Source organism: Streptomyces sp. NPDC002640 (assembly GCF_053592575.1).
This window is the reverse complement of sequence record NZ_JBSFVZ010000005.1, coordinates 160726-172399: the sequence shown is the minus strand read 5'-3', so window position 1 is coordinate 172399 and position 11674 is coordinate 160726. Positions and strand designations below refer to the sequence as shown.

Here is an 11674-nt window from a genome sequence, read left to right as displayed (position 1 = left end):
GATGCCCCGGCACTTCGCCGACCTGACCGGCGCCGCGACGCTGCCGACCGGCACCTTCCAGCTCGCCCACCGCGTCGTGGACGACCTCGTGAAGAACAACGCCACCGGCGTCATCCACGGCCCGGCCGGCACCGGCAAGACGTACGCGGTCGAGGCCGCCCTGGAGGACCAGGCCACCCGCGGCGGGCCCGCCGTCTGCTCCCTGTCCTTCACCGCCCGCCCCACCATGCGCCTGGTCGCCGACCACCTCCTGGCCGCGCTCACCGGCACCGTCGCCCCCAAGTCCCGCAACCGGTTCCACATCACCAACCGGCTCCTGGACCTGCTCTCCCACCCCAAGCGCCTGGTCGTCGTGGACGAGGCCCAGCGCCTCAACAGCGACTGCATCGAACTGCTGCGGCACCTGCACGACGAGCCGAAGACGAAGTTCGCCCTGCTCTACGTCGGCGGTGACGGCTGCTGGGAAGTCCTCTCCCGCGAACCGATGCTCCGCTCCCGGGTCTTCCGGCGTCTGCCCTTCCGCCCGCTGGCCACCGACGAGATCCCCGCCCTGATGCGCGACTACCACCCCATCTACGCGGGCGCGGACGACGCCCTGCTGCGGCAGATCGACGAGCTGTACGGGCAGGGCACCATGCGCGACTGGGCCGCCTTCACCCACACCGCCGCCGGACTGTGCCAGGCCGCCGGCCGGGACCGCATCGACATCGAGGTCATCGACAACGCCCTGACCCTCCTCGGCGGCGGCGTGTATGCCTGATCCCGCGCCTACGGTCCTCAACCGCGACCTGCCGCCCGGCCCCCGCCTGGTGATGGTCCGCAACCCCGGCGACGACCACCGCATCGTGCGCCGCCTGGCCGCCGTCGAAGGGCCCGGACGGCTCGTCGTCCGCCCCACCCCCGCCGGCCGCACCAGCGATCTGGCCCTCGACATCCTCACCGCCACCGGCCGCAGCCCCACCACCCTCCTCGCCGACCGCACCCCGGCCCCCGACGCGTGGCGCCAGGCCGCCGCCTGGCTCGCCACCGACCAGATACGCCACCTCGTCGTCGACCGCGCCCACCGGCTCCCCGACGGCGCCCTCAACCTGCTCGCCGAACTCGGCACCCGCGCGGACGCCACCGTGTGGCTCATCTGGCCCGACACCGACAACGACGCCTACCTGAAGCCGCCCGTCCACGCCTTCCACCACGCCGGCTACCGCTTCCAGACGATCGACCTGACCGCCTTCGCCCGCGAACTGCCGCCCTCGCCCCGCTCCCTCACCAGCCCCCTGCGCGCCGATGCGGCCACCCCGTGGGCCGAAGGCGTCGGCCCCGTCCTGCCCATGCAGGACTTCCCCGTCTTCCTGGCCCACTGCCGCGCGAAGCTCCCGGGCAACACCTTCACCGCGCTGAACGAGGTCTACGGCCGCGAGATCCACTTGGCCGACCAGTGGCTGACCCGCCGCGGCCTCGCCGGACACCACCACCCGCCCGGTAGCGTCCGGCACACCCGCGCCTTCGGCGCCCGCCTCACCTTCTACCTGCGCGACCACCGCATCGGCCCTGCCTCCGATCAGGCCCACGCCCTCGTACGGCTCCGCGCCGTCCAGGTCGCCCTGTTCCTGCGCGGCTACCTCCTGCGCTGGCAGATGGAGACCCTCGGTACCGCACCCACCACCCGCCTGCTCTCCCAGCTCACCGAACGCCTCTGCCACAAGATCCGTACCGTCGCTCCGCCCGAAGCCGCCGCGGCGACCGCCCTGTCCGTCCACCTCTCCCACGGGCCCACCGGATTCGGCCTGATCACCTGCGGCAACACGGCCCCCGACGGCAGCAGCGTCCGCCTCCCCGTCACCGGCAGCCCCTACGAAGCTCCGGAGGCCCGCTACCTCCGCGCCCCCTGGCGGTGGAAGTCCCACCACCACCTGCCGCACGAGCTCAACGCCCTCCAGGTCCTCCACCTCGAATCCGACGACCCCGTGCTCCTGCCGGCGCACGCCGCCCCGCTCCTGGCCGCCCACCTCGCCTACCGGCGCAGCCAGGGCGCCACCGACGCCGACCCCCTGTTCATCCACGACAAGGACCCGGGCAACAAGAGCCCGGAGCTCCACCTGCGCGAGGCGGTTATCCGCACCTGCCACCGCATCCACTTCAACCCGGCCTGGCTCCACCGCTCCCACTGCCGCCACGGCGACGAAGGCAGCCACGACGCGGCGGCCGCCGGGTGGATGCACTACCGCGGCCTGGACCTCGTCCCGCTCAGCGACGACATCCGCAGCCGCCTGTGACCTCCGCGATGTCCAACCGGCCCCCTCGCCGCGAGGGCCCCCAGCGGCGCCGCGAATCGGTACAGCGCTCCCACGTCATCAAGCGCCGGCTCCTGGCCGCGGGCATGACCGGCTGGCAGCTCGCCGACCTCCTCGGCGTCCACGAGCACCAGATCGACCTCGACGAACTCCCCGACCTGCCCGTCCGCGTCCTGCTCGAACTCGCCCGCCGCCTCGACATGCACCCCGCCGACCTGATGACCGGCGCCGACGACCTCTTCGAGCTGCCCCGCCAGCGCCAAGTCCTCGACCGGCGCCCGGCCGGCGCCGACCACGACGCGCGCACCGTCGTCACCGCCCTCGCGTACGCGGACGGTCCCCTCACCGCCGACGGCCTCGCCGCTGCTCTGTCCTGGACCCGCCACCGCACCGACGCCGCCCTCGACCACGCCCGCACCCACCCCGACGCCGGCGGCGCGCTCGCCCTCCGCCACGTCCCACCTGAGGCGTACACCGCCACCCCGCGCCTCGACGTCCTCGCCCAGCACCAGGTCGACGCGCTCTCAGGACGGAAGAACCCCCGCCCCGACATCCGCGGCCCCATCCAGCCCGCCGAGGCCGAGGTGCTCCTGCGCGTCTGGGTCGACGGTGGCATCGACACCGGCGACGCCGCCCAGCGTCAAGCCCTCGAAGACCTCGCCGCCGCCGACATGGTCACGCGCGGCGACATAATCGACCGCTTCCACGACAACGTGCTCTACAGCCTGCGGATGCTCTCCGAGCCGCCACCGTCTACTGACACGGACTCTGCGATCCCGCTGTCATAACCCTGCGCATCCCACTGACATCCACTCTGCGCACGACACTCATGGTGCTGTCCGGTCTGGTCCGTACGGTGCGGGCACTGCTCACGAGAGAGGACAGCACCTGTGCCTGCGACCAGCCCACGAATCCATAACGGCAAGAAGCCTGGAGTCCTCCTCTACGGGTGGCTGTCCGGCCCCCGGCCCTCTTGGGGGCTCGGACGTGACGATTCGGAACGACACGTGACGACCCGTGACGAGTCGTCACGGCCGGGTGGGCACGGTGCGGGTGGGGCAGGCGGGCTAAAAGGAGGGCGGAGCGCTTCTTGCCGTTATGGGTTCCTTCGCTGGTCGTAGACACGGGGGAGGCGGTTCGGTGAGGCACGAGCGCACCGTACGCGGGGGAGCGGACACCGGCCCCCCGTGAGACGGAGCGCGTGCCGTGTCGAACGACGTACGTCAGTGGGTCGGCGACATGAAGCGTGTCAGTAGGCGACGGCTCGGAGAGCATCCGCAGGCTGTACGCGACGTGGTCGGTTCGAGGGGTCTCGGGGCGTTCCTCACCAAAAGATGGCTAGTTGACGGCACACTGCCGTACGTGACGACCCTGACCGACGTGTTCGACACGGAGGACGACCTCCTGGCCGCCTTCCCCGCGCGGCCGAGCGAGATCCGCATCGGCTACGCCCGGATGTCGGCCGCGGGCCTGGCCGCAGCCCTGGCCCGCGGCCGCGTCGGCGGCCGGCCCACCGCCGTCCGCGAGCAGTTGCTGCGGGCCCCCCGCACCCCCGCTCAGCTCCAAGGCAGCGCCTCGTGACCGACCTGACCCTCTTCACCGACACGAACTCGCCCGCCGCGGCACCGCCAGCGGCCGGGGTGACCGCGCCCGTCGTGCACGGCGCGGTCATCATCAGCGCGGTGGAAACCGCGTGGCGCGAGATCCGACGCCGCTACACCGACGTCCCCGACATCTCCCTCACTGTGCCGCCCACGGCCGGCGCCCTGGACCCCACCAACTGCACCGCCCTGCGCACCGGGCGCCATTTCGAACGCGACGGGCACCTGACCATGGAGCTCCAGGTCTCCTCCGGCACCCTCGGCCTGGGCGGGCGGCCCCTGATGGAGGGCCTGCTGCACCACGCCGCGCACGGCCTGGCCCTCACCCGCGACATCGTCGACGTCAGCGACGGTGACCGGCGCTGGCACAACAAGCGCTACGGCCGGCTCGCCCGCGAAGTCGGGCTCACCCCGCCGGCCCGGGCCGCCCGCGCGATCGGCACGGGCCGCTGCCCGCTGTCCGACGCCCAAGCCGAGCGGTGGGCCGAGGTGATCGCCGCACTCGACGCCGCGGCCGCCGTCCAGCTCGAAGCCACTGTGCAGGCCGTCGCCTCACCGCGCGGCGGACGCGCTGGCGCCCGGTTCGCGATCGTCTGCGAGTGCACCCCCGTCCCCCGGCGCCAGCAAGTCACCCCGTATTTCTACGAGCAGGGGCCAGTGCTGTGCGGGCTGTGCCTGGCCAAGTTCCGCCCCGCCGACACCGTCGTCCTCCCCGCATAGGCGACCGGGGAGGACGCGTGATCCCCGCCCCGCACCGGAGGGAGGGCGGCGCCCTCGCCCTGGGTGCCAACCGGCCCGGACAGAGCGGGCCCTTCGGGCCGTACGGCTCGGACACCGGAGTAGAAGGCGACAGGCCGGCCGAGCGGTCGCACCCCGTACGGTCCTCGCCGACGTCGTCGACCGCGCAGGCGCCGACCGGGCCGTACGAGCACTTCACCAATCCAGCTGAACCCGCCGGCCACCCGCCTCTACGCTCCAGAGTCATGACCACCACCGCCCCGCCCACCATCGAGCAGGTCCGCGCCCTCGCCGCGTTCGCCACCGCCCGCGTGCAGGAGACCACCGACACCCTCAAACGGCGCGTCCCGGAACTCGCCGACGGAGTGGAGAAGCCCGCCGACGCCGCACTGATCCTGCGCGTGCCCGAGGCCCTGATCCAGGCCATCGGCTACTACGAGAAGACGCTCCTGCGGCAGCTCGAATGGCCCGACGGGAACCCGGACATCCTGCGGCAGGGGTGGGACGACATCCTCGGCCTGTGCGTCGGCTGGCGCGATCACCCCGAGCTCCCCGACGACCTTCACGAACCGCTGGCCACCGCGAAACCGCTGGAGCCGTAACCGGGGAACCGGTGACACGTACGTGAGGGCGGGGAGCGTGACGGCCCCCGCCCTCACCCCTGTCCGCGCACTGACACTGCCCATGGCAGAGCAGCTGACGTTCTCGTGGCAGCCGACATCTTCGAGCGCCTGGCGCTGGGCCGCATCGACGGTCCCGGAGACCTGGGTCCTGGAGATGATCGTCGGCAACACCGCCGCCCACTCCTGACCGCTCCCTGCCTGTCCTACCTGACAGGCACGATGAACCGCACCACGTCCGCTTCACCAAGGGGAGGAACCACCACCATGGCAGTCGAGTTCGAGTCGTTGCAGGAAGCCGCCCAGGAACTGGGCGACGACATCAGCACCCACGACAAGGCCGGACTGGAGGCCCTGAGTACCGCACACCTGCGGGAACAGGCCGCCGCCCGCGACGAGCTGTACGACTTCGTCGACGGCCTGTGGGAGAAGACCAAGGCCGACGTGCCCGACGCCGGAGCCCGCGACGAGTACGCCGGACTGGCCGGCCTTCGCGACCTCGCCGAGGTTCTGAGGCACAACGCCCACGAGATCCTCGACGGCCGCGACGACTGAATGCCCCTCAACCACGAGAGGAACGCGCACATGAGCCTGAGCGTCGCAGGGCCCGACTACACCCGGGACGACGTCCTCGTCTCCTACCAGTGGGCTCCGAAGCGTGAGGTCAGCGGGCACGAGGTGCCTGATCACGTGCTCGGGCGGGCGGCCATGGACCTGGAGGGCCGCGCCTGGCGGGAACGCCAGCACCGCGTGAACTGGGGAGAGGACAGCCTCTTCGACAGCGTCTCCCGCGACATCCTGAGCCTGGAAGACCTGCCCGACCACGAACGCGAGACCGCACTCCGGCAGCTGCGTAAGCAGCAGCGATGGCCGTTGATGCGCCCGCGTATGCGCCTGGTGCGCTGCTGGGTAACGACCCACCCGGAGCAGCCGGCCGCCTCGGGCAGCTGACGGCCGGACCGTCCAGCACGCGGGCACCGCGGTGTCCGCTTCGCACGGCAGACTGCCACACGTAGTCACACACCGCCCCCGGCGCAATCCCGTGCCGGGGGCGTCCGTACGTACTGACACCGCATGTCGCCGACCACTGACACGCCCGTGTCGCCCGACAGCCCGGGCGCCGCCCCTTACGACGGGCATCTGTCCGCAACCGCGCCTACCGTCGGCGGCCCACACATTAGGAACCCGATGACAGAGCCCCACCTGCCCACCCCCGCACGCACCGCCCCGGTGCGCGACGACCACGCCTGGCCCTTCCTCGTGTCCGCCGGCGGTCGCCGTCACGTACGCCTGCGCGTCTGGCCCACCCGCGACCACCCCGGCCCCCTCGTCATCGCCACCGACCTCGGCACGCGACTCCTCACCAACACCGAGTACCTGTTCCGCGCGGTCCTCGTCGGCTTCGGCCCGCACACGACCGTCATACGCCACTTCCCCGCCTGGTCCGGTCCCGCCATCAACGGAGAGGACATCTTCGACCAGCTCACCCTCGACGACCACGACCGCACCCGCACCCGCCGGTGCACCGAACAGATCCTGGACCTCCTCGGCCCCGGCGTCCTCGGCTACCCCGGCGACACCCCGCCCACCCACGCCAGCGCAGGCGCGGCCGCCGTCCCGCCGCAGAGCACCCACATCGCCCGCGCCCTCGCCGCCCTGCTGCGCCTCGACGAGACCCGGGTGATCGAACGACGCTCTGACAGCTACCCCACCCTCACCGGCCCCGTCGCCGAGAAGGACCTCGCACCGCTCAGCCACCTCAAGCTCGGCACCGAGGCCCTCCGGCGCCTCGCCGGCTTCCTCGCCAAGACGAACATCGACCCCCACCAGAGCGGCGCCGGCTCCAAGCGGGAACGCAAACTCGGCAAGATCATCGACAACCTGCAGGAGCAGGCGTGGCAGCTCGGCCTCCTCGCCGACGAACTGGCAGCCGAAGAACGGACCTGAACCACCCATCACCCGGACGCCCTCACCCCGGCCGGGCTCGGCCGCCCCGGTGAAGTCTCCCCCGCAAGCAGGGACGGACAGCTCCACCGGGGCGGCCGGCACAGATCCGGCATCCGCTCACACAGGGACGCCGCGGTACGCAAGACTCCCACCGTGCCCCCCTCACCCAAGAAGCCGACGAACCGCATGGAGCCGCTGGGCCAGGTCGCCCGGGAACTGTGGATCCTCAGCGGCAACGAATGCGCCTTCGACCCCTGCACCGAGCGGCTCATCTGCGAAGACGGCGCATTCATCGGCGAAGTGGCCCACATCCACGGCGTCGAGCCGAGCAGCCCCCGGCACGATCCCGCACTGGACCGGCAGGCCCTCCGGGCCGCCGACAACCTGATGCTCCTATGCCCCAAGCACCACACCCGGATCGACCACGTGAACAGCCGCAGCAAGTACCCCGCCCCCATGCTGCGCAGGATGAAGAGGAAGCACGAAGACCGGTTCCGCGCCGCGGCCGCGTACATCGAGGCCCAGTTCACCGATCACACGAAAGCCGCGACCGTCCACTACGCCACCACCCTCGACGCACTGCACGCCGCCATCGGGATCGACAAGCTCACGCCCGACGAGAAGCACGACGACGTCGCGATGGTCAACACCATCGCGGACAAGCTCGCCGAGCTGACCCCGCCGGCCCGCAGCCTCCTCTCCTTCCTCGTCCAGGCCGACGCCGTACTCGGCATCGCCGAGGTGTCCCGGCGCACCCGCCGGTCACAGAGCGAGATCAGCAGCACGATGGAGGAACTGGACCGCCTCGGGTACGCCTACCTCGAACGCGAACCCGACGAGGACGAACCCCGAGGCGCTCTCAAGCTCTACGCCCACGACTCATTCGACGGATGGCCCTTCTGGGATGACCTGCGGAGCTTCCTCGGCAAGCACCCGGAGCACGTTGCGCGGGTCATCGTCGACCTCGAGTTCAGCCTGCTGGACTGACAACACAGCGGCCTGGACACAGTCAGCCTCTCGGTCCGTCTGGTGTGGGGGTTGGCGGTGGGCGAGGTCGATGACAATCGCGCGGATGCTGGGGCGGTCGCGGACCTCGCGGAAGCCCTGAGCGGCTGGTGGGTGCGGGGGCGGCTGGCCGACGCCGAAGCTCTCGAACAGGGGCTGTACGCCTCCCTCGACCGGCGCGCCGACACGGACCTGTCCGCTTGCGTGGAGAGGACCATCACCGAGAACACGAAAGCGACGCACACATGATCATCTGGGTTAACGGTCCCTTCGGCGGCGGCAAGACCACCACCGCCCGCCTGCTCCACCAGCAGCTCCCCACCAGCCTGATCACCGACCCCGAGGAGATCGGCTTCGTCCTGCGGAAGAGCATCGGCGACCACCCCAGCCGACAGAAGGACTTCCAGGACTACCCGGCCTGGCGCACCCTGGTCGCCGGCCTCTGCGCCGAGCTCGACCGCCAGACCCGGGGCGGGCCGGTCATCGCGCCGATGACGCTGCTGCGCCGCGAGTACGCCGAGGAGATCTTCGATGCCCTCGCGAAGGCCGGTGTCGAGGTGCACCACCTCCTTCTGCACGCCGACTCCGACGTCATCAAGAAGCGCATCGAAGGCAGCATGGAGTTCCCCGGCGATGAGGAGCGCAGCGAGAAGGTCCGCGCCTTCCGGCGTCGGAAGCTCGAGGTCTACGAGCAGGCGTACGGCTCCTGGCTGAGTGAGCGGGCCGACGTGATCGACACGACCGCGCTCACTCCGGACCAGGTCGTCGCGGAGGCCCTTACCCTCCTGAACCTGTCGTGAATAGCGCCGCGATAGCGATGATGGCCGGGCCGGCTGATACTCCCCCGGACGCACCGCGTGCCTGGAGGAGTCCGTCGCCGCCGTACTTCTGCTCGCCTCCCGGCGCCTCGGCGTGCGCTGGTGCCACGGAATCGCGTCCGACCCGATCCGGCTCCATGCCTGGGTGCAGGCTATGACCGGCGACGACGTCGCCGAGCCGTTCTCGACCCGCGCCTACACCCCCGTGCTCACGATCGGAGACCGTCATCAACAGCCTTGCTGACCCGATCATCTGGCTGCGCACCGGAACCTGCGGGCTCGGCCCGTACCGCGCTGATCTCGTCGAGACGTACTGGCGCTGGGAGCAGGACCCCGCCCTCCTGGTCGGTTACGGGCGCCAGGCGCCCGAGTCCCTGGAGGCCCGTACCGAGGGCATGGCCCACCAACTGCGCGGCGAGAACATCCGATTCACCATCTACGACCTGGGCGACTCCGAGCCGACGCCGGTCGGCGTGGCGACCCTGCTACCGGACCACGGTGTCCGCACGGCCGAGTTCGTGATCATGCTCGGTCCGGAGGCCCGTGGACGGGGCCTGGGCACGGCCGCGACCCGGCTCACCCTCGATTACGCGTTCCACGTCACGAACCTTCGGGTGCTCTGGCTGAAGGTTCTCGCGCCGAACGTGGGCGCGATCCGCGCGTATGAGAAGGCTGGCTTCCGGAAGGTCGGTGCGATCCGGCAGGCTGGGTACTGGCTCGGCCAGGTGTGCGACGAGATGGTGATGGATGCTCTGGCCACGGACTTCATCGGACCGTCAGCCGTCACTCCCTCGCACCCCGCGTCTGGTTGATCCACTCGCGCATTTTGTCGTACGGGCAACCAGGTCAAGCGGACAACGTCCGCGCCCCGACATCGGGGCCTGGCTGAAGAGGCTCAGCATGCCCTAGCTCTCCCTTCGATGTCAGTGACGGCTGCGATCGTGGGCCCCATGGTCACGGCAGAGGTTGCGAGGTCCGATTCGGTGTCCTGGCTGGCTGTCCAGCTCGCCAAGCCGGTAGCGGAGGTGCTGGCCGTGCGCGCCGCCGGTGTCCAGGCGTTGTTGCCTTCCCGACCGGACAGCGCCTCCGGCCGGTACATGTGGTGGCGCTGTCTCAGCATGGAGCAGGCCCGCCAGGCGATGATCCTCGGCCGGCTGGAGGCGCTCAGTCTGCACCTGCGGGGGATCCCCGCCCTGGGATATGCCGCCGACGACCTCCTTCCGCTGGAGGCCGTCGAGGAGGCCGAGGGGTTCGTGGACGAACCCCTGGCTGAGGCGCTGGCGCACTATCGAGCGTGCAGGGCGCGGGCGCGCAGCACGCCCGCGCCGCTGGAAGATCAGGTGTCCTGCACGGTGAGCAGCACGGGCCGTCGTCCGTAGGAGGCGCTGAGGGCATCGATCACCTGACAGCCTGCCCCGGTCAGGTCCTCCTCAGTCGCGTGCCAGAAGCCTGAGAACGCCTCGTGCATCGGAGCCTCGGGATCCGCGTCGGGGTCCCGAAGGGCCCAGGTCGCCCCGGTGGTCCCGAGCAGCAGATGTCCGATCAGGCAGTCGGAGCGCGAGGAGACGTCGATGTCGTCGTCGTCCAAGTCGGGGAATGCCTGGCGCCATGCCGGGGCCGGGCCCACCGGTTCCTCGGTGAGCACGGCATGGACGTCCAGACCTGCGGCGCACACGATCATGGGCTCCTCGGTGCGCTCGGGCCATAGCGCGTACACGCTGGTGCCGCAGCCGCCGTAGCTGTCGAGGTGCGTTGGCCAGCGGATGAGTGTGCCGGTCATAGCGGTGGCGTCCATACGGCGCCAGAGGCTGCCCACGGTGCTCTCCGTTCGTAGATGGGCGGGATGGGCGGCCTTACGCGGAGGCGGGAGGCGGCCCCGGGTAGACAGGGGCGGGTGGACGTTGGGCGCCGTACCGGACCGTGCGGTCGGGCCGCTGCACCGCGCCGGGCTCGAACAGGGCATACTCGCTGTAGCCGCAGATCATGTACGAGGTGTTCGTCCTGTCGGCGAACTGGGCTATCACCTCCCCGTCGCGGCAGGTCAGGTGCCAGGCGAACGTCCAGGTGACCGCGTCGACCGGCTTTCCGTCGCGCATGACATCGAGCGGCTCCACCTCCACCGTCGCCACTTCTCCGACTTCGTACTCCTGGCCGAGCCACGGCCGGAATACCGTCTGGATGAGCAGCCCAGGCTTGAGCTGGCTGGCCGTTACGTACGGCAGCCCAGTGGCGTCACAGGCGGCGCAGGTTCCATCGGTGGGGTGGCGGTGCGTCATCGACTTCTCCGAGTGGGCGGGATCGCGGTTGTGGGGGTGTCGGCTGGATGCTTGCGCAGGCCGAGCAGATGGTCATCAGTCCGCGAACTCCAGCGCCGGCAGCCGGGAGACGGCCGCGTCCCAAGGCCCCGAGGTGCCGGCCCTGACTGGTTGATGGGTGGGCAAGGGCGTGCCGGCGGCGGACAGCGGTGCGTGACGTCTGCCGCCGGCACGCAGAAGACCGCCCGTCCTTTGGTCCGCACCGCCCCGAGGGCACTGGCCGTCAACACCACGGCTCCTCTTTCGAGGGACCTTTGCCTACTTCTCGGCAGTCGCTCCTCGTTGTTCCGGTAGCGTCGGGTGGACGGCAGAGTGCCTGCCGGTCTCCCGCTGATGCGA

The 11674-nt window shown here is 70.9% G+C and carries 17 protein-coding genes and 1 pseudogene; 16 read left to right on the top strand and 2 right to left on the bottom strand.

The window, feature by feature from the left end; all coding sequences use genetic code 11:
• Window position 1: 1 nt before the first annotated feature.
• The 16 genes and pseudogenes from ACWD3O_RS09190 to ACWD3O_RS09115 all read left to right on the top strand — a co-directional run bounded on the left by ACWD3O_RS09190 (window position 2) and on the right by ACWD3O_RS09115 (window position 10399).
• Window positions 2-760: an AAA family ATPase gene (locus ACWD3O_RS09190; RefSeq protein ID WP_451415387.1), complete on the top strand. Its 759-nt coding sequence runs from the start codon at window positions 2-4 to the stop codon at window positions 758-760.
• On the top strand, window positions 753-2273 hold the full coding sequence (locus ACWD3O_RS09185; protein ID WP_451415386.1) for a hypothetical protein: 1521 nt from the start codon (window positions 753-755) through the stop codon (window positions 2271-2273). The genes ACWD3O_RS09190 and ACWD3O_RS09185 overlap by 8 nt, the downstream gene beginning before the upstream one ends.
• Before the next feature lie 8 nt (window positions 2274-2281).
• Window positions 2282-3079 carry a hypothetical protein gene (locus tag ACWD3O_RS09180; RefSeq protein WP_451415385.1) on the top strand — a complete coding sequence of 266 codons (798 nt, stop codon included), beginning with the start codon at window positions 2282-2284 and terminating at the stop codon, window positions 3077-3079.
• Window positions 3080-3653: 574 nt separating this feature from the next.
• Window positions 3654-3872 carry a hypothetical protein gene (locus ACWD3O_RS09175; RefSeq protein ID WP_451415384.1) on the top strand — a complete coding sequence of 73 codons (219 nt, stop codon included), beginning with the start codon at window positions 3654-3656 and terminating at the stop codon, window positions 3870-3872.
• A complete protein-coding gene (locus tag ACWD3O_RS09170; protein ID WP_451415383.1) occupies window positions 3869-4612 on the top strand; it encodes a hypothetical protein in 744 nt (247 codons plus the stop codon). Before ACWD3O_RS09175 ends, ACWD3O_RS09170 begins: the two co-directional genes overlap by 4 nt.
• A 263-nt stretch (window positions 4613-4875) precedes the next feature.
• Window positions 4876-5232: a hypothetical protein gene (locus tag ACWD3O_RS09165; RefSeq protein WP_451415382.1), complete on the top strand. Its 357-nt coding sequence runs from the start codon at window positions 4876-4878 to the stop codon at window positions 5230-5232.
• Window positions 5233-5314: 82 nt separating this feature from the next.
• Window positions 5315-5440 carry a hypothetical protein gene (locus ACWD3O_RS09160; RefSeq protein WP_451415381.1) on the top strand — a complete coding sequence of 42 codons (126 nt, stop codon included), beginning with the start codon at window positions 5315-5317 and terminating at the stop codon, window positions 5438-5440.
• A gap of 77 nt (window positions 5441-5517) precedes the next feature.
• Window positions 5518-5805 (top strand): hypothetical protein, encoded by a 288-nt coding sequence (locus ACWD3O_RS09155; RefSeq protein WP_325747127.1) that lies wholly within the window; start codon window positions 5518-5520, stop codon window positions 5803-5805.
• A 30-nt stretch (window positions 5806-5835) separates the two neighbouring features.
• The gene (locus tag ACWD3O_RS09150) at window positions 5836-6201 is read left to right on the top strand and encodes a hypothetical protein (RefSeq protein WP_451415380.1); all 366 of its coding nucleotides are present in this window, start codon (window positions 5836-5838) and stop codon (window positions 6199-6201) included.
• A 237-nt stretch (window positions 6202-6438) separates the two neighbouring features.
• Window positions 6439-7197 (top strand): hypothetical protein, encoded by a 759-nt coding sequence (locus tag ACWD3O_RS09145; protein WP_451415379.1) that lies wholly within the window; start codon window positions 6439-6441, stop codon window positions 7195-7197.
• A gap of 153 nt (window positions 7198-7350) precedes the next feature.
• Window positions 7351-8184 (top strand): hypothetical protein, encoded by an 834-nt coding sequence (locus ACWD3O_RS09140; protein WP_451415378.1) that lies wholly within the window; start codon window positions 7351-7353, stop codon window positions 8182-8184.
• 57 nt (window positions 8185-8241) lie between these two features.
• A complete protein-coding gene (locus ACWD3O_RS09135) occupies window positions 8242-8451 on the top strand; it encodes a hypothetical protein (protein ID WP_451415377.1) in 210 nt (69 codons plus the stop codon).
• On the top strand, window positions 8448-9002 hold the full coding sequence (locus ACWD3O_RS09130; protein ID WP_451415376.1) for an AAA family ATPase: 555 nt from the start codon (window positions 8448-8450) through the stop codon (window positions 9000-9002). Before ACWD3O_RS09135 ends, ACWD3O_RS09130 begins: the two co-directional genes overlap by 4 nt.
• 49 nt (window positions 9003-9051) lie before the next feature.
• Window positions 9052-9264: pseudogene (locus ACWD3O_RS09125) on the top strand (lasso peptide biosynthesis B2 protein); the annotation flags it as partial.
• The gene (locus ACWD3O_RS09120; protein ID WP_451415514.1) at window positions 9248-9832 is read left to right on the top strand and encodes a GNAT family N-acetyltransferase; all 585 of its coding nucleotides are present in this window, start codon (window positions 9248-9250) and stop codon (window positions 9830-9832) included. The pseudogene ACWD3O_RS09125 and the gene ACWD3O_RS09120, both read left to right, overlap by 17 nt.
• Before the next feature lie 171 nt (window positions 9833-10003).
• Window positions 10004-10399 carry a hypothetical protein gene (locus ACWD3O_RS09115; protein WP_451415375.1) on the top strand — a complete coding sequence of 132 codons (396 nt, stop codon included), beginning with the start codon at window positions 10004-10006 and terminating at the stop codon, window positions 10397-10399.
• Here the strand turns inward: ACWD3O_RS09115 and ACWD3O_RS09110 are convergent.
• Window positions 10357-10800, bottom strand: coding sequence for a hypothetical protein (locus tag ACWD3O_RS09110; RefSeq protein ID WP_451415374.1), 444 nt, complete (start codon window positions 10798-10800; stop codon window positions 10357-10359). The genes ACWD3O_RS09115 and ACWD3O_RS09110 overlap by 43 nt on opposite strands.
• A gap of 73 nt (window positions 10801-10873) precedes the next feature.
• The gene (locus tag ACWD3O_RS09105; protein WP_451415373.1) at window positions 10874-11296 is read right to left on the bottom strand and encodes a hypothetical protein; all 423 of its coding nucleotides are present in this window, start codon (window positions 11294-11296) and stop codon (window positions 10874-10876) included.
• Window positions 11297-11674: the final 378 nt, after the last annotated feature.

Excerpts from the sequence above, each read along its gene's own strand:
- ACWD3O_RS09130 (WP_451415376.1), top strand. The coding sequence starts at position 8,448 with ATGATCATCTGGGTTAACGGTCCCTTCGGCGGCGGCAAGACCACCACC.
- ACWD3O_RS09145 (WP_451415379.1), top strand. The coding sequence starts at position 6,439 with ATGACAGAGCCCCACCTGCCCACCCCCGCACGCACCGCCCCGGTGCGC.
- ACWD3O_RS09180 (WP_451415385.1), top strand. The coding sequence starts at position 2,282 with ATGTCCAACCGGCCCCCTCGCCGCGAGGGCCCCCAGCGGCGCCGCGAA.
- ACWD3O_RS09110 (WP_451415374.1), bottom strand. The coding sequence starts at position 10,800 with ATGACCGGCACACTCATCCGCTGGCCAACGCACCTCGACAGCTACGGC.
- ACWD3O_RS09190 (WP_451415387.1), top strand. The coding sequence starts at position 2 with ATGCCCCGGCACTTCGCCGACCTGACCGGCGCCGCGACGCTGCCGACC.
- ACWD3O_RS09155 (WP_325747127.1), top strand. The coding sequence starts at position 5,518 with ATGGCAGTCGAGTTCGAGTCGTTGCAGGAAGCCGCCCAGGAACTGGGC.
- ACWD3O_RS09185 (WP_451415386.1), top strand. The coding sequence starts at position 753 with ATGCCTGATCCCGCGCCTACGGTCCTCAACCGCGACCTGCCGCCCGGC.
- ACWD3O_RS09165 (WP_451415382.1), top strand. The coding sequence starts at position 4,876 with ATGACCACCACCGCCCCGCCCACCATCGAGCAGGTCCGCGCCCTCGCC.
- ACWD3O_RS09160 (WP_451415381.1), top strand. The coding sequence starts at position 5,315 with ATGGCAGAGCAGCTGACGTTCTCGTGGCAGCCGACATCTTCGAGCGCC.
- ACWD3O_RS09105 (WP_451415373.1), bottom strand. The coding sequence starts at position 11,296 with ATGACGCACCGCCACCCCACCGATGGAACCTGCGCCGCCTGTGACGCC.
- ACWD3O_RS09150 (WP_451415380.1), top strand. The coding sequence starts at position 5,836 with ATGAGCCTGAGCGTCGCAGGGCCCGACTACACCCGGGACGACGTCCTC.